The sequence below is a fragment of the Vibrio sp. 10N.286.49.C3 genome, assembly GCF_041469545.1.
GTDB classification, from domain to species: Bacteria; Pseudomonadota; Gammaproteobacteria; order Enterobacterales; family Vibrionaceae; genus Vibrio; species Vibrio tasmaniensis_A.
The window spans coordinates 1-21776 of the sequence record NZ_JBFRKT010000030.1 but is presented as its reverse complement, the minus strand read 5'-3'; the positions used below and the strand labels follow the sequence as shown (position 1 = coordinate 21776).

Annotated in this window: 21 protein-coding genes and 1 pseudogene; all 22 read left to right on the top strand. The window is 45.7% G+C overall.

The genetic code is table 11. From position 1 onward, the window contains the following. The first annotated feature begins 83 nt into the window (after positions 1-83). Positions 84-884 (top strand): flagellar assembly protein FliH, encoded by an 801-nt coding sequence (fliH, locus tag AB4180_RS13955; RefSeq protein WP_017104003.1) that lies wholly within the window; start codon positions 84-86, stop codon positions 882-884. Further along, positions 884-2203: a flagellar protein export ATPase FliI gene (fliI, locus tag AB4180_RS13950; protein ID WP_009848550.1), complete on the top strand. Its 1320-nt coding sequence runs from the start codon at positions 884-886 to the stop codon at positions 2201-2203. The genes fliH and fliI overlap by 1 nt, the downstream gene beginning before the upstream one ends. A 22-nt stretch (positions 2204-2225) precedes the next feature. Then, complete coding sequence (gene fliJ / locus AB4180_RS13945; protein ID WP_102250121.1) at positions 2226-2663, top strand: flagellar export protein FliJ; 438 nt, start codon at positions 2226-2228, stop codon at positions 2661-2663. Positions 2664-2845: 182 nt separating this feature from the next. Beyond that, positions 2846-4948, top strand: a complete 2103-nt coding sequence (locus AB4180_RS13940; protein ID WP_102250120.1) for a flagellar hook-length control protein FliK — start codon at positions 2846-2848, stop codon at positions 4946-4948. Between the two features lie 110 nt (positions 4949-5058). Next, complete coding sequence (fliL, locus tag AB4180_RS13935) at positions 5059-5547, top strand: flagellar basal body-associated protein FliL (protein ID WP_009848547.1); 489 nt, start codon at positions 5059-5061, stop codon at positions 5545-5547. A 7-nt stretch (positions 5548-5554) separates the two neighbouring features. Next, entirely contained in the window at positions 5555-6598 is a 1044-nt protein-coding gene (gene fliM / locus AB4180_RS13930; RefSeq protein ID WP_009848546.1) for a flagellar motor switch protein FliM, read from the top strand. Positions 6599-6627: 29 nt separating this feature from the next. Further along, positions 6628-7038 carry a flagellar motor switch protein FliN gene (gene fliN / locus AB4180_RS13925; protein WP_004739851.1) on the top strand — a complete coding sequence of 137 codons (411 nt, stop codon included), beginning with the start codon at positions 6628-6630 and terminating at the stop codon, positions 7036-7038. Then, on the top strand, positions 7038-7478 hold the full coding sequence (gene fliO, locus AB4180_RS13920; protein ID WP_102250119.1) for a flagellar biosynthetic protein FliO: 441 nt from the start codon (positions 7038-7040) through the stop codon (positions 7476-7478). The genes fliN and fliO overlap by 1 nt, the downstream gene beginning before the upstream one ends. Next, positions 7465-8394, top strand: coding sequence for a flagellar type III secretion system pore protein FliP (gene fliP, locus AB4180_RS13915; RefSeq protein WP_198592268.1), 930 nt, complete (start codon positions 7465-7467; stop codon positions 8392-8394). Before fliO ends, fliP begins: the two co-directional genes overlap by 14 nt. A gap of 11 nt (positions 8395-8405) precedes the next feature. Beyond that, the gene (gene fliQ / locus AB4180_RS13910) at positions 8406-8675 is read left to right on the top strand and encodes a flagellar biosynthesis protein FliQ (protein WP_009848543.1); all 270 of its coding nucleotides are present in this window, start codon (positions 8406-8408) and stop codon (positions 8673-8675) included. A gap of 6 nt (positions 8676-8681) precedes the next feature. Beyond that, positions 8682-9464, top strand: coding sequence for a flagellar biosynthetic protein FliR (gene fliR, locus AB4180_RS13905; RefSeq protein ID WP_009848542.1), 783 nt, complete (start codon positions 8682-8684; stop codon positions 9462-9464). 9 nt (positions 9465-9473) lie between these two features. Continuing rightward, on the top strand, positions 9474-10604 hold the full coding sequence (gene flhB, locus AB4180_RS13900) for a flagellar biosynthesis protein FlhB (RefSeq protein ID WP_009848541.1): 1131 nt from the start codon (positions 9474-9476) through the stop codon (positions 10602-10604). 345 nt (positions 10605-10949) lie between these two features. Continuing rightward, positions 10950-13052: a flagellar biosynthesis protein FlhA gene (flhA, locus tag AB4180_RS13895; protein WP_009848540.1), complete on the top strand. Its 2103-nt coding sequence runs from the start codon at positions 10950-10952 to the stop codon at positions 13050-13052. A 27-nt stretch (positions 13053-13079) separates the two neighbouring features. Then, complete coding sequence (gene flhF / locus AB4180_RS13890) at positions 13080-14591, top strand: flagellar biosynthesis protein FlhF (RefSeq protein WP_102250118.1); 1512 nt, start codon at positions 13080-13082, stop codon at positions 14589-14591. Positions 14592-14604: 13 nt separating this feature from the next. Next, positions 14605-15492, top strand: coding sequence for a MinD/ParA family protein (locus AB4180_RS13885; RefSeq protein ID WP_009848538.1), 888 nt, complete (start codon positions 14605-14607; stop codon positions 15490-15492). Further along, positions 15485-16219 carry an RNA polymerase sigma factor FliA gene (locus AB4180_RS13880; protein WP_009848537.1) on the top strand — a complete coding sequence of 245 codons (735 nt, stop codon included), beginning with the start codon at positions 15485-15487 and terminating at the stop codon, positions 16217-16219. Before AB4180_RS13885 ends, AB4180_RS13880 begins: the two co-directional genes overlap by 8 nt. A gap of 42 nt (positions 16220-16261) precedes the next feature. After that, the gene (gene cheY / locus AB4180_RS13875) at positions 16262-16630 is read left to right on the top strand and encodes a chemotaxis response regulator CheY (protein WP_012603445.1); all 369 of its coding nucleotides are present in this window, start codon (positions 16262-16264) and stop codon (positions 16628-16630) included. Between the two features lie 114 nt (positions 16631-16744). Next, positions 16745-17476, top strand: a complete 732-nt coding sequence (locus tag AB4180_RS13870) for a protein phosphatase CheZ (protein ID WP_017101967.1) — start codon at positions 16745-16747, stop codon at positions 17474-17476. A gap of 9 nt (positions 17477-17485) precedes the next feature. Beyond that, entirely contained in the window at positions 17486-19687 is a 2202-nt protein-coding gene (locus tag AB4180_RS13865; RefSeq protein ID WP_102250117.1) for a chemotaxis protein CheA, read from the top strand. A gap of 13 nt (positions 19688-19700) precedes the next feature. Continuing rightward, positions 19701-20825 (top strand): chemotaxis response regulator protein-glutamate methylesterase, encoded by a 1125-nt coding sequence (locus tag AB4180_RS13860; protein WP_009848533.1) that lies wholly within the window; start codon positions 19701-19703, stop codon positions 20823-20825. Positions 20826-20835: 10 nt separating this feature from the next. Then, the gene (locus tag AB4180_RS13855) at positions 20836-21618 is read left to right on the top strand and encodes a ParA family protein (protein WP_009848532.1); all 783 of its coding nucleotides are present in this window, start codon (positions 20836-20838) and stop codon (positions 21616-21618) included. Then, positions 21605-21776, top strand: a pseudogene (locus AB4180_RS13850) (chemotaxis protein CheW); the annotation flags it as partial. The gene AB4180_RS13855 and the pseudogene AB4180_RS13850, both read left to right, overlap by 14 nt.

Here is a 21776-nt window from a genome sequence, read left to right as displayed (position 1 = left end):
TCCAACCTCAAACCACAGATTAACTACCGTGTAATTGCTTGAATCTACAACGCAGTTGGACGAACTCATAGATAGGTACTGATATGTCAGGTGATAGAAAACGTGGCTTCCTTCGCCCTGAAGAAGATAATACGGTTGCCCAACCTCAGAAATGGGGGCTGCCTGACTATACCTCTGATGTGAACAAACAAGCCAAAGAAACGGCTTTTAACTACGATCCTGGCTGGATGCCAACGGTTGAAGAAGCCATTGAAGACGAAGAGCTGGTTCTAACTGAAGACCAAATCGAACTGATCAAGCAAGGTGCTTATCAGGAAGGGCTTCATCAAGGACAAGAGGCTGGCTTTAAACAGGGCTACGAAAAAGGCAAAGAAGAAGGGTTTGCCGCAGGTCACGAAGAGGGTAACGAAGCCGGCAAACTTGAAGGCGTTACTGCTGGTCAAGAGTACATTCAGCAGCAAGTCGCCATCTTTATGGGGCTAGCCAACCAGTTCGCTCAGCCATTAGAGCTGATGAATGCTCAGGTAGAGAAGCAACTGGTGGACATGGTGCTGACTATGGTCAAAGAAGTGGTTCATGTTGAAGTGCAAACCACCCCACAAATCATACTAGATACCGTGAAAGAATCGGTAGAGTCATTGCCAATTTCAGGTCACGCGATCACATTGAAGCTAAACCCTGAAGACGTTGCAATAATACGCTCAGCGTATGGCGAAACGGAATTGGACTCTCGTAATTGGACGTTGGTATCAGAGCCTGCACTCAATCGCGGCGACGTACAAATTGAAGCGGGTGAATCGAGTGTTAACTACCGTATGGAAGAGCGCGTGAAGAACGTCATTCAAAGCTTCTGTGGTGTAAACCGTCATCAAGGTCATGAGTAATGCTTGAGTTAGCGAACCGTCTTAGCCAATACAAAGTCGAGGGGCTAAAGTCGCGACCAATTGCATCAGGCAAACTAGTTCGTGTTGTTGGTCTAACGCTTGAAGCGACCGGCTGCAAAGCGCCAATTGGCAGCTTATGCTTAGTAGAGACCATGTCTGGTCAGATGGAAGCCGAAGTGGTTGGCTTTTCTGGCGATAACCTGTTTTTGATGCCCAGTGAACAAATTACTGGGATCTTACCTGGCGCTCGCGTGACACCGATGACATCAGAAAGCGGTATCCCTGTTGGAATGGAGTTGCTTGGTCGTGTTATCGATGGCGTAGGTAATCCGCTCGACGGTTTAGGTCCAATCTATACCGAGCAACGCGCTTCCTTTAATGCTGAGCCAATCAATCCTTTAGCTCGTAAACCTATCTCTGAGCCACTTGATGTTGGCTTAAAAGCGATTAATGGCTTACTAACGGTGGGCAAAGGGCAGCGTATCGGCCTGTTTGCGGGTTCCGGTGTAGGTAAGTCGGTCACGCTTGGGATGATGACTCGTGGCACTACCGCGCAAGTGGTTGTGGTGGGGTTGATTGGTGAGCGTGGGCGAGAAGTAAAAGAATTTATTGAAGAGATCCTTGGCGAAGATGGTCGTAAGCGTTCTGTTGTGGTCGCCGCTCCTGCGGATTCGTCTCCATTGATGCGTTTAAAAGGCTGTCAAACCGCACTGGCTGTAGCTGAGTATTTCCGAGACCAAGGTCTAGATGTTTTACTACTGATGGACTCATTGACTCGTTTCGCTCAGGCGCAGCGTGAAATCGCTCTGTCTGTGGGTGAGCCGCCAGCAACCAAAGGCTATCCGCCGTCTGTGTTTGCCAAGCTTCCTGCGCTGGTGGAGCGAGCAGGTAATGGTAACGATGAACAAGGTTCTATCACTGCTTTCTTTACCGTGTTAACAGAAGGTGATGATTTACAAGACCCTATTGCCGATGCATCGCGAGCGATTCTTGATGGTCACATTGTTTTATCTCGTGAGATGGCTGATGCTGGTCACTATCCCGCGATTGATGTTGAGAAATCCGTCAGTCGTGTTATGCCTCAAATCACCACTGAAGAACATGTCTTGATGTCGAAAGCCGTTAGACAAGTGCTGTCTATATGCCGGAAAAATCAAGATTTGGTTTCGATTGGTGCTTACAAGCCGGGAACAGACCCTGCAATCGACAGTGCTTTCACTTTGAAACCGAGGTTGGACGAGTACTTACAACAGAAAATGAAAGAAACGGTTCCCTATGATATGTGCGTCAACATGTTAAAGCATGTGTTAGGCGGTTAGGTCGTGTTGAATAAGGTCAATCATGGATAACGCGTTAGAATTTCTTCTCGATCAAGCGAAAGACCAAGAGAACCAAGCTGTATTGGCGCTGAATCAAGCGAATGTCGAACTGCAGGGTTACTACGAACAGGTCGAACAGATTGAAAAATATCGACTTGATTACTGCCAGCAACTTGTTGACCGAGGTAAAGCCGGATTAACGGCTAGCCAATATGGTCACTTAAACCGTTTCTTAACGCAATTAGATGAAACGCTCTCTAAGCAGAGAGAAGCGGAGCATCACTTTAAAAATCAGGTCGATAACTGCCAAAACTATTGGATGGAGTTACGAAAAAAGCGTAAATCCTACGAGTGGTTGATGGAGAAAAAGCAGAAAGAAAAAGCAAAGCTGCAAGATCAAAAAGAGCAAAAGCAAATGGATGAGTTCTCGACTCTGTTATATAGCCGAAAGAAGATTTGAACCTAATTCACGAATGACGCAAGTGTTGCTCTCCAGATGGCAGACTTAAAACTTATAGGCATGTTTCTTGCTCTGTTTTATATCAAATTGCGAGTTATGCTCACCAAAGGCATAAAAAGCACCCGACTTTCTTTTTGTTGTCTGATTCATGGCAGCAAAGCTAGTAGATAGAGCTTGTATATATGAATGTTAGTCTTTCCTCAAATTCAGCGACCAACAAAACGTCATCGTTGTTGGACTCCGGTTCTGCCTCTTCAAAGGTAGAAGAAACTGGAGACTCTAAAGGTTTCTTTGAGTCTTTCAAAGAAGCACTAGGCTTTGAAGAAAGTGACAGTAAAGTCGCAGCAAAAGACACAGAAAGCACCGCGAAACCTGATGCTAAACAGGCCTCTACCGAAGGTGAAGCGTCAGCCGAAGCGAACAAAGGTGATTCAGCTGAATCAAAGGCTACTGACGAAGTAAGCGAAGCGCAAAGCAAGCAAGCAGCTTCAGAAGTAGAAGGCGAGAAAGCTGCTGAGGAAACATCTGCAGAGGCTGTGTCTGGAACTGAGGCTAAGCTCAAAGCCAATTCGGGCACTGATAGCACTGTCGCTGATAAGGCGGATGGTAAAGATGCGCAGGTTACGACGAATGATTCTAAAGAACAGGTTGCGCAATCCCAAACTCAGGGTACATCAGCTGTAGATGGCTCTACGCAAGCATCGCAAGCTAATGCAGCGATGAATGAAGGCAATAAATTGCTTGGTCAATTGGATGAGGCAAACAAAACTCTAAATCAAGCGCCAAACGGCAAAGGCTTGCCTCAGCAAGGTCAGGTAGATAAAGCCCAAGGTAATATCCCCGGTGCTTCAGTTGCAGTCGCTTCCGTTACGGATGAGGCGACACAACAAACGAATGCAGCAACCCAAGAGAATAGTCTTGAGGTGGATTCTGAAATCGCTGTTCTTACCGGAGGTAAGGGTGTGTCTCAGCTGACTGATGATGAAATCCGACAGTTGATGGATAAAGGCGTCACTCCAGAACAAATTGAAGCCAGTATGAACCGAGAGCTGAGTCAAAAGAATGCGGCTAGCGCCGCGGTGGCCGAACAGAGCCAAGCGATCTCAGCTGCAGATATTGAACTCGCCAAGCAGGTTGATGCCCATACCAAAGCACTAAAACAATTGAATGGACAAATCGAATCAGAACAGTCTGTTGTCGATAGCTTGCTTAAGAAGCAACAGAGTGGTGCTAAGTTGACGGTTGATGAGCAAGCCGCTTTGGCTAAAGCGACCTCTAACTTAGACCTGTTGAATCAACAGCTCACTAACGTTCAACAACAAGCAATGGCTTTGCTAAATCAAGCTCCGGCTGTGAACAGCGCGTCTGGTGAACCCGCTGCTATTGATTGGGATAATACGAATTCAAGCGAAACTAAAGCTTTAGCTGCGGCAGCATCAACAGCAGCTGTAGCGACGGCTGCACAACAAGTGTCAGCGCAGGCCGCTTCTCAATCAACAAACAATGCTCTTACGGATAAGGCAGCAATGCTGCACGCCAACAATGCACATGCAGCCGCTCAACAAGCTAATGTTGCTTCACCTCAGCAGCAAGCAACGTTGGATCCAGCTTTAACCGCGCAAGGGATCGCGATGAATGCAGCGCCAGTCACTACAAAAGCAGGCTCTACTGATGCGCTTCTTAAAGCGGGCGCAGGTGCCGCGGCATTGTCTGGTTTGGGCAAAGCCGGTGCTAAAGAAGATTCTAAAGATTCGACCTTTGCTCAGCAGATAGCCTCGGCGGCTGGCGCACAAGGTACAGCTACGGTGGGTTCAGCACCAACACGAGCTGAAATTCAAGCGGCTCAACAGGCACCTTTGCAACTCACTAAAGAGTTAGCGAACGAGCAGGTGGCGGAAAAAGTCCAAATGATGATGTCTAAGAATCTCAAGAACTTGGATATCCGTCTTGACCCACCAGAGTTGGGGCAGATGAAAATTCGCATGACCATGAATAATGATGTGGCGAACGTGCACTTTACTGTCGGTAGCCAACAAGCGAGAGAGGTTATTGAACAAACCTTACCTCGTTTGAGGGAGATGCTCGCTCAACAAGGGATGCAGCTTGCTGAGTCTTCAGTTCAGCAACAGAATACTGGTCAGGGGCAAGACAGGTACAATAATGGCGAGCAACAATCAGGCTCTAACCGTATAAATGATGGTCAAGGTGATGAAAACCTTGATAGCAACAGCAATCTTGAATTGAATGTCACGTCAAAGCGTGATGGAATTAGTTATTATGCCTAGTATCAGGCTAAAACACTTAGCTAATAGAAAGAACCGTTAGCTTATAGAAGAACAGTTAGTTAATAGAAAGTACAGTTAGTTAATAGAAGAACAGGAAGTTAGAGCTGAATATGGCAGAAGAACAAGAAACACCGAAAGGAAAGAGTAAGCTCCTTATTATCGCTATCGCGGTTGTTGTGCTGTTACTTGGAGGTGGTGGTGCCGCATTTTTCTTAATGGGTTCCGATGATAAGGCTGAGGGTGCTGGGTCGTCAGCTGAGGTTCAACTCATGGGTGCCGATCCAGTGGTCTATGTTAATGTGCCTCAAGCTTTCTTATTTAACGTTACGGGCGATAAGAAAGATCGCTTAGTTCAGATAAAAGTACAGCTGATGGTACGTGGTATGAAGAATGAAGTTCTCGCTCGATACCACTCTCCACTTGTTGAAAGCGCACTACTTGCTACATTCGCTTCGGCGACGGTCGATCAATTACGATCTCCTGCCGGCAGAGTTGAACTGCGGAACAAGGCGACTGAAGATATTAAAGCAAGCTTAACTCAAGCTGTTGGCCAGCCGGTAATTGAAAAAGTGTTATTCACTGACTTTGTAATTCAATAGGTAATATGTGACCGATTTATTAAGCCAAGACGAAATTGATGCGCTATTACATGGCGTTGATGATGTTGAAGACGTTGAAGATGTCTTAGAAACCGAAAGTGACAATACGGTCAATTTTGATTTCTCATCACAAGATCGAATCGTTCGTGGTCGAATGCCGACCCTTGAACTTATTAACGAGCGTTTCGCACGCCATATGCGTATTAGCTTGTTTAATATGTTGCGTAAGACGGCTGAAGTGTCGATCAACGGCGTACAGATGATGAAATTTGGTGAGTACCAGAACACACTCTATGTACCCACAAGTTTAAACATGGTTCGCTTCCGCCCGTTAAAAGGTACTGCGCTAATCACGATGGAAGCTCGGCTAGTTTTCATTCTCGTAGAGAACTTTTTTGGTGGTGATGGTCGTTTTCACGCCAAGATTGAAGGTCGCGAATTTACACCAACAGAAAGACGAATTATTCAGTTACTACTGAAAATTGTTTTTGAAGATTACAAAGAAGCTTGGTCTCCCGTGATGGGCGTTGAGTTTGAATACTTGGACTCTGAAGTAAACCCAAGTATGGCTAACATTGTGAGTCCAACCGAAGTGATTGTTGTGAGTTCATTTCACATTGAAGTCGATGGCGGCGGCGGTGATTTCCATGTGGTTATGCCTTACTCAATGGTTGAGCCGATTCGTGAACTGCTGGATGCTGGTGTCCAATCAGATAAAATGGAAACCGACGTTCGTTGGAGCTCTGCATTGCGTGATGAAATCATGGATGTGCCAGTCAACTTCCGTGTCAATTTGCTCGAGCAAGATATCTCTTTGCGTGATTTGATGGAACTTCGTCCTGGGGATGTTATCCCGATGAATATGCCTGAGCATGCAACCATGTTTGTTGAAGAACTGCCGACCTATCGTGTGAAAATGGGTCGTTCTGGAGAGAAGCTCGCGGTACAGATTTCTGAAAAAATTGAAAGACCTCATGTGGTCAAAACCGATCTCGCCTTTCTTGGCAAAGACTTAATGTCTGAGTTGGAAAATAGCGAAGATGAAGAATAGCAAAGTAGATAAAAGTATAGGAATTGGTAATGGAACCTAGTGAAGATCAAAAGCTAGCAGACGAATGGGCTGCAGCACTTGGTGAAGACCCTTCAGCACCGTCAATCGATGTTGATGATGTTCTCGCGGCACCACTTGATGAGTTAACCGACTCATCGTCTCCAATTTCAGAAGATGAGCGTCGTAAGCTGGATACCATTATGGATATCCCAGTGACTATCTCAATGGAAGTCGGCCGCTCTCAAATCAGTATCCGTAACTTACTTCAATTGAACCAAGGTTCGGTTGTTGAGCTAGATAGAATTGCTGGTGAGTCACTTGACGTGATGGTTAACGGCACTCTGATTGCTCATGGAGAAGTGGTTGTGGTGAATGACAAATTTGGTATTCGTTTGACAGACGTTATTAGTCAAACAGAACGAATTAAGAAGTTGCGTTAATGAGCTTTTTGTCTCAAAGACTGGCGGGCTCTTCTCTCGGAATGACAGGTTTGTTTCGCAGAGTCTTGGGAGTAGGGCTACTTGCTACTCCTTCTATTGCCTTTGCGGCAACGCCTCCTTCTCTCGATTTAGCGACCACCTTTGGGTCGCTAATTTTCGTTATAGCCTTCATTTTATTTATTGCTTGGCTACTGAAGCGAATGCAAGTGCCTGCGATGTCGAATCAACAAGGTTTGGCTATTATTAGGCAAATTCCGGTAGGCACAAAAGAACGTATCGCTATTGTACAAGCGGGTGATGAACAGTTCTTGGTAGGCATTACCACACAATCGATTCAGCTGATCTCTAAGCTCGATAAACCTCTTACTCAGGAGATGCTGGAAAAAAGTACATTTTCAAGTCAGCTTTCCCAGCTAATAAAAAAAGATGCAAACAAGTAACGGATTTTTGAATCCATTTTACTTTTGCCATGCCGGATTTTTCCGTACGGTGAAAGTGTGGTTGGTTCAGCTCATTATATTCTGCTCTCTCGTATTTAGCGTGTCAGTATTTGCACAGGTTGAAGATGGCACTGTCATTCCTGCGAATACCGCTGGATCTGAGTCGGTCACCATCAGTACGATGCAGCAAGATCAAGCCAAATCGAAGACTATGACCACTGGTAGCTTAACCGGTAATGGTGGCGGCATACCTGCATTTACCATGACCACCAATGCCAATGGCGGTGAAGACTACTCGATTAACCTGCAAATTCTTGCGTTAATGACCATGCTTGGCTTCTTGCCGGCGATGGTTATTTTGATGACATCGTTCACCCGCATTGTGGTTGTGATGTCTATTTTGCGTCAGGCAATGGGTCTTCAACAAACACCTTCAAACCAAGTGATTATTGGCATTGCGATATTTCTGACCTTCTTCATCATGTCGCCAGTAATCCGTCAGGTAAATGAACAAGCTGTTCAGCCTTATTTGAATGAACAGATATCAGCGCGACAGGCGTTTGATGTTGCCCAAGGGCCGATTAAGTCTTTTATGCTTAAACAGACTCGAATCAAAGATCTTGAAACTTTTGTTGAGATATCCGGTGCGCAAGTAACTAACCCAGAAGATGTTTCAATGGCGGTTCTGATTCCTGCGTTTATCACGTCTGAATTGAAAACAGCTTTCCAGATAGGCTTTATGTTGTTCTTGCCGTTCCTAATTATCGACTTGGTAGTGGCATCAGTTTTGATGGCCATGGGTATGATGATGTTGTCCCCAATGATTGTATCGTTGCCGTTTAAGTTGATGTTGTTCGTCCTTGTTGATGGTTGGAATTTGATACTCTCCACACTCGCCGGCAGTTTTGCCTTGTAGCTGGGGGAAGCATGAATCCTGAAATATTCGTAGATTTGTTCCAAGATGCCCTTTGGATGGTACTAATTATGGTGTGCGCCATAATTATTCCTAGCCTGCTGATTGGTTTGGTTGTGGCTGTTTTCCAAGCGGCTACTTCGATCAATGAACAAACTTTAAGTTTCCTACCACGTTTGATCGTGACGTTATTAGCGTTGATGATGTTTGCACATTGGATGACCCAAATGATGATGGAGTTCTTTTTCGAACTCATCGAACGCTTGCCACAAGTTCTTTACTAAACCGATATGGAATACCCAACGAGCCTTGTACTAGAGTGGTTAGCCAATTATTTTTGGCCCTACACTCGCATCTCAGCCATGCTGATGGTGATGACAGTAACCGGTGCACGCTTTGTGTCGCCGCGTATTCGTCTGTATTTAGGTTTAGCGATCACCTTTGCGGTGATGCCTGCGATCCCCGCTGTTCCTAAAGAGATTGAACTGCTCTCTTTCCAAGGTTTCTTGACTGTATTTGAACAAATCGTGATTGGCGTTGCCATGGGGTTTGTCACCCAATTTATGATTCAAACTTTCGTAATGCTCGGCCAGATCTTGGGTATGCAATCAAGCTTGGGTTTCGCCTCTATGGTGGATCCGGCTAACGGGCAAAACACGCCAGTACTGGGCCAATTGTTTATGTTGCTAGCGACCATGTTTTTTTTGGAGACTGACGGTCATTTGAAAATGCTGCAGCTGGTGGTGTTCAGCTTTAAGACTTTACCCATTGGCAGTGGAAGTTTGACCTCTGTTGATTATAGAGAGCTTGCTCTGTGGTTGGGTATCATGTTCAAAACAGCATTAGCAATGTCATTGTCTGGTATTATTGCGCTGCTGACGATTAACCTTTCGTTTGGTGTAATGACGCGTGCGGCGCCTCAACTAAATATCTTTTCTTTGGGTTTCTCATTTGCGCTACTCGTGGGCCTATTGCTTTGTTGGTATATCCTTGGCGGCTTGTTTAGTCACTACGAGTTATTCTGGATACAAACCGAACAACAGATATGTCGTCTAATCAGGTTAGAGTGCTAGGAGACTAAAATGGCAGAGTCAGACGGTCAAGAACGCACGGAAGACGCCACGCCCAAACGCTTGCAACAGGCCAAAGAGAAAGGGCAGGTTGCAAGGTCAAAAGAGTTAGCGTCGGCGTCAGTACTTATTGTTGGTGCGATTGCTTTAATGTGGTTTGGTGAATCGATGGCGAAAGCTTTGTTCGAAACAATGCAACGTCTGTTTTCTCTGAGTCGGGAAGAAGTTTTTGATACCACAAAACTCCTCGAAATTGCAGGTGGCGCATTAGTGAACCTGTTGTTCCCGCTGTTCTTAATCCTGATAACCTTATTTGTTGCAGCCGTCATTGGTGCAGCGGGTGTCGGGGGGATTAATTTCTCTATGCAGGCGGCGATGCCTAAGGCGTCTAAGCTAAACCCACTCAGTGGTATTAAGCGTATGTTTGGCCTGCAGAGTTGGGTTGAACTGTTGAAATCTATCTTGAAAGTGGCACTTGTTTCGGGAATGGCCATCTATCTTATTCAAGCTTCTCAACACGATTTAATGCAACTGAGCATGGAGGTATACCCACAGAATATCTTCCACGCTTTAGATATCTTGCTTAATTTTATTCTGCTGATCAGCTGCTCTTTACTTATCGTGGTGGCGATTGATATCCCGTTCCAGATTTGGCAACACGCCGATCAGCTGAAGATGACCAAACAAGAAATTAAAGATGAACACAAAGATACTGAAGGTAAGCCTGAAGTTAAGGGCCGCATTCGTATGTTGCAAAGAGAGGCTGCCCAGCGCCGTATGATGGCTGACGTACCTCAAGCGGATGTGATAGTGACCAACCCGGAGCACTTCTCGGTGGCTCTACGCTATAAGCAGAATCAAGACAAAGCCCCCGTTGTAGTTGCGAAAGGTGTTGATCATATGGCAATGAAGATCCGTGAAATTGCCCGTGAAAATGACATCTATATTGTTCCTGCGCCACCATTGGCTAGGGCGCTTTATCACACTACCGAACTAGAACAACAAATTCCTGACGGTCTGTTTACAGCAGTTGCTCAAGTGCTTGCATATGTGTTTCAACTGAAACAGTACCGAAAACGAGGCGGAGAGAGGCCAAAACTCCAAGATTCTAATATGCCGATCCCACCTGATTTACGACATTAGATCAATTGCTTGAGCTCTGCTTGATGAACCCTGATAATAGCGGGCTAGCTAATCCTCTTTTTAGAGAGGCGATGGCAATAATTTGACGAAAAGTGTTGGTACAGTGTTTGCTATATCAACCCCGAATATTATAAGCCGATCATTAATAACCTTAGCATTGTAAATCTGAGTATTATAAGCCCAGTCATTATAAATCCTAGCGTTATAAATCCCGAGCATATAAAGCTTAGTATTATAAACCTGTGCATTTGAACCTATGCACTATAAATCATAGCAACATAGCTTAGACCTGAGCCTCAAATAGCTTAGTGAGATGGCTACAACATAGCGAAACTGTCTAGACTTATGAAATTCTCCCTGCCTTTTGCGGACAAGCTGCCTAAAATCCCTAATCGTGCGATGCCTGCAATTGGCGCACCCGTTATGGTACTTGCGACGCTCGCTATGGTGGTGTTGCCAATACCAGCCTTCTTGTTGGACATGTTCTTCACTTTCAACATTGCACTGTCCATGGTTGTGTTACTGGTTTCGGTTTATACCCGCAGGCCTTTGGACTTCGCTGCATTCCCGACCGTACTTTTGATTGCGACTCTACTTCGATTAGCTTTGAACGTTGCTTCGACGCGTGTGGTATTGCTTCATGGTCACGAAGGTGGTGACGCGGCCGGTAACGTTATCGAAGCCTTCGGTAACGTGGTTATCGGCGGCAACTACGCGGTAGGTCTAGTGGTGTTCTTGATTTTGATGATCATCAACTTCATGGTTGTAACCAAAGGTGCGGGTCGTATTTCGGAAGTAAGTGCGCGTTTCACCCTAGATGCCCTACCAGGTAAACAGATGGCAATCGATGCCGACTTGAATGCGGGTTTGATCGACCAAGATCAGGCTCGTACTCGACGTTTTGAAGTGACCAAAGAGGCTGACTTTTACGGCTCGATGGACGGTGCATCTAAGTTTGTTAAAGGCGATGCAATAGCCGGTATCTTGATATTGTTCATCAACATCATTGGCGGCTTGAGTATCGGTATGGCTCAGTTTGACCTTGGTTTTGGTGAAGCCATCGAAATCTATACGCTACTGACTATCGGTGATGGTCTGGTTGCACAAATTCCATCGCTGTTACTTTCTATTGCTGCGGCGATGATGGTAACGCGTCAAAATACTGATGAAGACATGGGCGAACAACTTGTCTTCCAAATGTTCGATAATCCTAAAGCCCTAATGATCACCGCTGCTATCCTCGGCATCATGGGTATTGTTCCTGGTATGCCACATTTCTCCTTCTTGAGCCTTGCTGTGGTTGCTGGGGCTGGGGCTTACTTTATCGATAAAAAGAACAAGGCAAAGGTAGAAGAGAAAAATCTACCTGCAACCGCTAATGCCAATGGTGATAAGCCCGCATCGCAAAAAGAACTGTCTTGGGATGATGTTCAACCGGTAGATATTATTGGTCTCGAAGTGGGGTACCGCTTGATTCCTTTGGTCGATAGAGACCAAGGTGGTGAATTGCTTGAGCGCGTGAAAGGTGTACGGAAAAAGCTGTCTCAAGATTTTGGTTTCTTGATTCCAGCAGTACACATTCGCGATAATCTGGAACTGACACCAAACAGCTATCGAATTACCCTGATGGGGGTAGCGGTTGGTGAGGCTGAGATCAAGCCGGACATGGAGCTCGCGATTAACCCTGGCCAAGTCTATGGGATGATAGATGGAGAGCCGACGATTGACCCTGCCTTTGGCCTTGAAGCGGTCTGGATTCGTGAAGAGCAGCGTGAACACGCACAAGCCTTAGGTTATACGGTTGTAGACTCTTCAACCGTACTAGCCACACACCTTAGCCAGCAGTTAACGAATAACGCTTCACAGTTGATTGGCCACGAAGAAGTTCAAAACTTACTTGAGATGCTTAGCCGATCAACACCTAAGCTGGTGGAAGGTTTTGTACCGGATCAATTACAGCTTGGTGTGGTTGTGAAAGTTCTGCAAAACCTACTGAATGAAGCGATTCCAATTCGTGATATTCGAACCATTGTCCAAACTTTGTCGGAGTACTCTTCTAAGAGTCAAGAACCTGACATATTAACTGCAGCTGTTCGTATCTCACTAAAACGACTAATTGTTCAAGAAATCAATGGTATAGAGCCAGAATTACCAGTTATAACCTTAATTCCCGAGTTGGAACAAATCTTGCATCAAACCATGCAGGCATCCGGCGGAGAATCTGCTGGTATTGAACCTGGTTTAGCCGAACGTTTACAGACCTCACTCAGTAACGCGACACAAGAGCAAGAACTGAAAGGTGAGCCAGCGGTATTATTGACCTCTGGTGTTTTACGTTCGACTCTGGCTAAGTTCGTGAAAAACACGATCCCAAGCTTGAGAGTATTATCTTACCAAGAGATACCAGACGAAAAGCAGATACGCATAGTACAAGCTGTTGGTAATTAAGCCGCCTAATTAGAACGGACGATCGAATTGAAAATTAAACGATTTTTTGCAAAAGATATGCGAACAGCTCTGCTCCAAGTTAAAGAAGAACTTGGCTCAGAAGCGGTGATCATGTCTAACAAAAAGGTCGCAGGTGGTGTGGAAATTGTTGCCGCTATTGATGGCGATTCCAGCCCGTCGACAGCAAGTCCCAGACTCAATAAACCTCAGCAGCCTACGCAAAGCCAGTACACTCAAATGTCTGAGCCCAAATTGCCAACTGGGCGTCGTCAATTAGATGATGACAAGGTTAGCATCCAGCCAAATGCAGAAGGTGGACGCTCAATGACCAAGCGCTTTGCGAATATGCTAAAGCAATACAGTCATGGCGCCGACGATGAGCAACAACATCGCGCTGAAAACGAAGACTCGTTATCAGCATTGCTCAATCGCCAGTCAAGTAACGGTCATCAACCTCAGAGTAGCCAGCATTCTAGCGGCAGCCTTGACTCGGCCTTTGCTCGTGAAACGGGTTTATCTAAATTGATTGCCGAAGATCGCAGAGTAGAGCGTCCAGCACCTCGTTTGGATCCTACCCGTTATGATCGTGGTCGTGAAAACCCTCAGTCGAAAGGTTCAGATGCAGAAATGGAGACGATGCGTGAAGAGATGACTTCAATTCGTCGTTTGTTAGAGCATCAAGTATCTGGGCTCATGTGGCAAGAAGTCGAACGTCGCGAACCTTTGCGAGCGATGCTTATCAAGCGCCTAGAACGTATGGGTGTTTCGGCAGAACTCGCCGATCAAATGGCCTGTTACATTCCAGAAGACACAAAACCAGCACGAGCATGGAAAGCCTTGCTTGCTCTGGTCGCTGATCAAATCTCAGTAACACAAAAAGATATTTTAAAACGCGGCGGTATTGTGGCCTTACTTGGCCCGACTGGCGTAGGTAAAACAACAACCGTTGCTAAGCTCGCAGCCCGCGCAGCAATGGAGTACGGTGCAGACAACGTAGCGCTTGTGACAACGGATACATATCGCATAGGTGCACATGAGCAGTTATCGATTTATGGTCGAATTATGGGTTGTCCTGTAAGAGTTGCTAAAGATTCTAGTGAATTGGCCGATGTAATATATCAGTTACGTAATCGTCGCCTGATTCTAGTCGATACTGCAGGTATGGGGCAGCGAGATGTTCGCCTATCTGAGCAGTTAGACACATTGATGCAAGAGAGTGGTTCCGTTATCAATAGTTACCTTGTGTTACCCGCAACCGCGCAACGCAAAGTACTACAAGAAACCATTGAACACTTTAGAAGAATCCCGCTGTCGGGATGTATCCTGACGAAGCTGGACGAATCGCTTAGTTTGGGTGAGTTCATCAGTGTGGTAATACAAAATGCATTGCCAGTTGCTTATATAGCAAATGGTCAACGAGTTCCTGAAGATATCGTTATTGCTCAGCCAAAGTACATGATTGCTAAGGCCAATGAGTTATTAGAAAAATCGACAGAGAATGAACCTCATTACTGGAATAGCGATTCTGAAGGGCTCTAGGCGGCGGATAAATATGAATGAGAATATGATACACGATCAAGCTAGCGGCCTCCGTCGCTTAACCCAGCCTTCACTCACAAAAGTTATCGCTGTAACGGGTGGCAAGGGAGGCGTGGGTAAATCGAATGTAACGTTAGGTATGGCTATTTGTATGGCTCGCCAAGGCAAGAAAGTCATGGTGCTGGATGCCGATTTAGGATTAGCTAACGTAGACATCATGCTCGGCATTCGTTCTAAACGAAATCTTGGGCATGTGTTGGCTGGCGAGTGTGAACTTAAGGATGCGATTGTCGAAGGGCCGCACGGAATTAAAATTATTCCAGCGACATCAGGCACACAAAGCATGACTGAACTTTCACACGCTCAACACGCTGGATTGATTCGTGCTTTTGGTTCGCTTGAAGACGAGATGGATATCTTATTGGTTGATACCGCAGCGGGTATATCCGATATGGTCATCAGCTTCTCAAGAGCTGCGCAGGACGTGGTTGTGGTGGTTTGTGATGAGCCAACGTCGATTACTGATGCATATGCATTGATCAAGCTTTTGAGCCGAGAGCACCAAGTTCAGCGATTCAAAATTGTTGCAAATATGGTCAGAAGCTACCGCGAAGGCCGAGAATTATTTGCAAAGTTGACTTTGGTCACAGAGCGCTTCTTGAATGTGAGCCTCGAACTCGTAGCATGTATTCCTTTAGATGATAAAGTACGTCAATCAGTTAAGAGACAGAAAATCGTAGTCGATGCGTTTCCTCGCTCTCCAGCTGCATTGGCAATCAGCTCTTTGGCTAATAAGGCATTGACCTGGCCAATACCAAAAACACCAAGCGGACACTTGGAGTTTTTTGTTGAAAGGCTGCTGAACCGTACTGAATTTATAGAGGAACCATTTGGTGAATAAAGCGCTTACTTACGATCAACATGCTAATCACAATAGCCAGCAGGCTTTTTTTGAGAAGTACTCTGTGTTGGTTAAGCGTATCGCTCATCATTTGTTGGGGCGATTACCGCCTAATGTATTAGTTGATGACTTGATTCAAGCCGGCATGATTGGCCTGATTGAAGCACAACAGAACTATGATGGTACCAAAGGCGCAAGCTTTGAGACGTACGCAGGTATTCGAATTCGTGGAGCAATGTTGGATGACATTCGCCGCGGGGATTGGGTCCCGAGATCGGTTCATAAAAACAATCGAGAAATCAGTAGTGCAATCGCGGAATTAGAGGGCACTCTCAATCGCGATCCCAGTGATGCTGAGGTGGCAAAGCACATGGGGCTGAGTTTAGACCAGTATCACAGTGCTTTAACTGATATTAATTGCTCAAAATTGGTAGGGATAGAAGACTTAGGTGTCTCTGATGATGTAATATCTCCGAATGAAGATTCTCAAGATAATACGCCTTTTCAAGGGGTTGCAGATGAATCATTCCGCCAAGCTTTGATCGACTCGATAAAACAACTTCCGGAAAGAGAAGGCCTCGTGCTTTCGCTTTATTACGACGAAGAACTCAATTTAAAAGAGATTGGGGAAGTATTAGGTGTCAGCGAATCTCGTGTCAGCCAAATACTAAGCCAATCTATGCAGCGTTTACGCACTAAGTTAAGTGCTTGGACACAGAACGACTAACAACACTGATTTTATTCAGTGGAGGCTAATTTGAACAAAAACATGAAAATTCTCATTGTTGATGATTTTTCAACGATGCGCCGAATTGTTAAAAACCTACTTCGTGATTTAGGTTTCAACAACACTCAAGAAGCAGACGATGGCTTGACCGCGTTACCTATGCTGAAAAAAGGCGAATTTGATTTCGTGGTAACTGACTGGAACATGCCGGGTATGCAAGGTATTGATCTTCTAAAACACGTCCGTGCAGACGCTGAACTTAAGCACCTTCCAGTGCTTATGATCACAGCAGAAGCTAAGCGTGAGCAGATCATCGAAGCAGCGCAAGCGGGTGTTAATGGTTACATTGTGAAGCCGTTCACTGCCGCAACTCTAAAAGAGAAACTCGACAAGATTTTTGAGCGTTTATAAGCACTCATAATAACCTGTTTCAGGCGCTTCATAGAGAGACATTAACTTTTTTGTTTCCCGTTTACCTCTAAAGCTGAAGCGTCACAAACTATGCGGAGTAAGGCCGGACTCAGGATGATTTCATTAGAACAAGCAAAAAAATTAGTAGAGCTGCTTGAAAACGACGAGCAGCAAGGTGCTGATTCTCTTGTTAGAAGCATTTATGAAGATAATTTTAATCTTCAAGATAACCCAATGCTTCAAGAAATAGGCAGTCTGACTCGTGACCTCCATGATTCTTTGACACAATTCAACTTTGACGAGCGTATTAACGTTATCGCAAATGATGAAATCCCTGACGCCAGGGATCGCCTTCAATATGTCATTGATAAAACGGAAGTTGCGGCGAACAAAACGATGGACGCTGTCGATCGCTGTATGCCAATTGCAACTAATTTACACGAGTGTTTACTTCAAGTAAGGCCTCAATGGAATGAACTGATGCATGGCCGCATTGAGCTAGTAACATTCAAAGCTTTATGCCACCGCATTGATGGATTACTTGTCCAAGTAGAAGGTGATAGTACTGAACTACGTGGACAACTGACTGAAATCTTGATGGCTCAGGATTTCCAAGATTTAACTGGGCAGATTATTAGCAAAGTTATTACCTTGGTGAATGAGGTTGAAGGACGTCTGGTAGAGATTCTCACCGTATTCGGTGCGAATCAAATAGAACCAACACCAGAGACAGATAAGAAGTCATCTATTGCTCCAGAGGGTCCGATCATGAACCCAGAAGCTCGTGAGGATGCTGTTGCATCTCAAGATGAAGTCGACGATTTGTTATCCAGTCTTGGATTTTAAAGGTAACGTATGAGCTACGATTTAGACGAAGATATTCTTCAGGACTTTTTAGTCGAAGCAGGAGAGATCCTCGAACTTCTATCAGAACAACTGGTAGAGCTAGAGAATAACCCTGACGACAAAGAACTACTAAACGCTATTTTCCGTGGTTTCCATACAGTAAAAGGTGGTGCTGGTTTCCTAGCATTGACCGAGCTGGTGGATACTTGTCATGGTGCTGAGAATGTGTTCGACATTCTAAGAAATGGCCAACGCAGTGTAACATCAGGACTGATGGATACGATGCTGCAGGCTTTAGATACAGTCAATGTACAGTTTAAAGCCGTGCAAGATGAGGAAGCTTTAGTACCAGCAGACCAATCTTTACTGGATGAACTTCATCGCCTCTGTAAGCCAGAGTCTGAAGATGAAGTTGTGGCAGTAGAAGCTCCAGCACCGGTTATCTCTGAGCCTATCGTTGCAGCTCCTGAGCCTGTTATTGCTCCGGAACCTACTGTTGAAAGTTCAAACATCAGTGCATCTTCCGTGGATGATATTTCTGAAGATGAATTTGAGCGTTTACTTGATGAACTTCACGGTAAGGGTGGTTCACCAACGACATCATCTGTAGACACACCAGCGCCAGCACCTGTGGCACCTCAGCCAGTTGCTGCGAGTGGTGACATTACTGACGACGAATTTGAAAAGTTGTTAGATGAGTTGCATGGTGCAGGTCAAAGCCCGACAGCTGCAAGCTCAACGCCACCACCTTCGTCAGTCGCTCCTGTAGCCAAAGCACCAGTAAAGTCTGAAGGCGATGACCTAATGACTGATGCTGAGTTTGAGAGTTTACTTGACCAGTTACACGGTTCAGGTAACGGCCCTTCAATTGAAGAGTTGGATGCTGCGACTAAGCCTGTACAAGCGAAGCCTGAGCCTGTTGCGCCGAAAGTCGCTCCTAAACCACAGCCTGCTCCTGTTGCTGTAAAAGCAGAGCCTAAGCCTAGCGTACCAGCAAAAGCTGAAGTTAAAGCGCCTGCGAAGAAGCAGCAAGCTGAAGCCACAGTTCGTGTTGATACATCAACACTGGATACCATCATGAACATGGTGGGTGAGCTAGTATTGGTTCGTAACCGCCTCGTTAGCTTAGGTTTAAACAGCAACGACGAAGAAATGTCGAAAGCTGTCTCTAACTTAGATGTTGTTACTGCTGACCTACAAGGTGCAGTAATGAAGACGCGTATGCAGCCGATCAAGAAAGTATTTGGTCGCTTCCCTCGCGTTGTCCGTGACCTTGCTCGTACCTTGAAGAAGGACATCGTTCTTGAAATGCGTGGCGAAGAAACGGATCTTGATAAAAACTTAGTAGAAGCACTTGCTGATCCCCTGATTCACTTGGTGAGAAACTCTGTCGATCATGGTATCGAAATGCCGGACGACCGTGTTGCTGCGGGTAAATCTAAAACCGGTAAAGTGATTCTGTCTGCCTCTCAAGAAGGCGACCACATTGAACTGGCTATCGTTGATGATGGCGGCGGTATGGACCCTGATAAGCTTCGTGCTATCGCGGTTAAGCGCGGTCTGATGGATGATGATGCAGCGTCTCGCCTAACAAATAAAGAGTGTTTCAATCTAATATTTGCTCCTGGCTTTTCAAGTAAAGAAAAGATCTCAGATATCTCTGGCCGTGGTGTAGGTATGGACGTTGTGAAAACAGCGATCAACACACTGAATGGTTCTATTGATATCGATTCAGAGATGGGCCAAGGCACCAAGATAACCATTAAGGTTCCGTTGACACTTGCGATTCTACCAACCTTAATGGTCGGTGTTGCGGGTCACCCGTTCGCATTGCCACTGGCTTCTGTAAATGAAATCTTCCACCTAGACCTAAGCCGCACAAACGTGGTTGATGGCCAGCTAACGATCATCGTTCGCGATAAGTCTATTCCACTGTTCTACTTACAAAATTGGCTTACACCTAAAGAAGGTCTTGTTGAAGGACGTCAAGGTCATGGTCATGTTGTTATTGTGCAACTTGGTAGTCAACGTGTTGGTTTTGTTGTCGATGCGCTTATCGGCCAAGAAGAAGTGGTTATTAAGCCACTTGATAAGCTTCTTCAAGGCACGCCAGGAATGGCAGGTGCGACAATTACAAGTGACGGTCACATAGCATTGATTTTAGATGTGCCGGACTTGTTGAAGCAGTACGCAGCTGCATCAAGAATTTAACTTAAGGATAAATATGGCGATTAAAGTATTAGTCGTTGATGATTCGAGCTTCTTCCGTCGTAGAGTAAGCGAGATCATCAACTCGGAGGCTCGCCTAGAAGTCATCGATGTAGCAGTAAACGGTAAAGAAGCGGTTGAGAAAGCGAAAAAGCTAAGACCTGACGTAATTACCATGGACATCGAGATGCCTGTCATGGACGGTATTACTGCCGTTCGTGAAATTATGGCTGCGTCTCCGACGCCTATTTTGATGTTTTCATCGCTAACGCATGATGGTGCAAGAGCAACGTTAGATGCGTTAGATGCTGGTGCTCTAGATTTCTTACCTAAGAAATTTGAAGACATCGCTCGTAACCGTGACGATGCTGTCGCATTGCTTCAACAGCGCGTGATTCAGATTGCTGCAAAACGCGCGTTTATGCGACGCACTCCTGTTGCGCCAAGAGCTACCGCAACAGCTACGGCGTCAACATCAGCGCCATTGCGCCAATCTATTTCAGCAACAGCCCCTGCTGCTAAACCAGCGGTTGCTTCAACCGCGAAATTCAGAGCTTCGGGTAAAAAGTATCAATTAACTGCAATTGGTACTTCTACTGGTGGGCCAGTTGCACTACAGAAAATTTTGACACGCATCCCTGCCAGCTACCCGCATCCGATTGTGTTAGTGCAGCATATGCCAGCAACGTTCACCGCTGCTTTTGCTAGCCGCTTGAATACCTTGTGTAAGATTGAAGTTCGTGAAGCTCAAGACGGAGACCTGTTGAAACCTGGGGTGGCTTATCTTGCTCCAGGCGGAAAGCAAATGATGATTGATGGTCGCCCGGGTTCGGCGCGTCTGAAGATTATCGATGGTGGTGACCGAATGAACTACAAGCCTTGTGTGGATGTCACTTTTGGTTCTGCAGCTAAGATCTACGGCGATAAAGTGTTGTCTATGATACTGACCGGTATGGGTGCTGATGGTCGAGAAGGTTCTCGCATGTTAAAAACAGCGGGTTCGACCATTTGGGCGCAAGACGAAGATAGTTGTGTTGTATATGGTATGCCTCAAGCTGTAGCAAAAGCTGGCATTTCTACTGAAGACCTACCTCTAGACCGCGTTGCGGAACGGATTTTGGTCGAAGTTGGGTTAGCTTAGGTAAATCGACATGATTGTTTGGAGTGTTGCAAACCAAAAAGGTGGCGTTGGGAAAACGACGACGACAGTGACCCTAGCTGGCTTACTCGCCTTAAAGGGTCATCGTGTGTTGTTGGTTGATACTGACCCACATGCATCACTAACCACCTATCTGGGTTACGACTCAGATACGGTGGAATCGAGCCTGTTTGATCTGTTCCAGCTGCGTGAGTTTTCTACGCAAGCTGTGAGAGCGTTGACTATACAGACCGAAATTGAAGGTATCGATATTATTCCCGCACACATGTCATTGGCGACATTAGACCGTGTAATGGGAAATCGAAGTGGTATGGGCTTGATCTTAAAGCGTGCTTTAGCCGCTTTGAAAGATGACTATGACTACGTGCTTATCGATTGTCCGCCTATTCTTGGTGTGATGATGGTGAATGCGTTGGCTGCCAGTGATCGTATCTTGATTCCGGTACAGACTGAATTTTTGGCGATGAAGGGTTTAGAGCGTATGATTCGCACTCTAACCATTATGCAGAAGTCTCGCAAAACACCGTTTAAGGTGACGATTGTCCCGACGATGTACGACAAGCGAACGAAAGCATCATTGCAAACATTGACTCAGCTTAAAGATGACTATCCAAACCAAGTTTGGACCTCTGCTGTGCCGATTGATACCAAGTTTCGCGATGCCAGTCTAAAACGTTTGCCAGCATCTCATTTCGCATCGGGTAGCCGTGGTGTATTTGCTTATAAACAGCTGCTTATTTATCTCGAGAGGTTAGCGATAAATGAGCGCGAATAACGAATCGACATTGACGCAACCAAGTTTATCGAGTGAACAAGCAATCGATGATTACTTTACCGCGCTGTTAGGCGATGAAAACTTTGAATCTGATGCTTTTCTTGTTGACGAGTCTAGCGACGAATCACAAACTAAAGAGCCAGAGCCAGAGCCAGAGC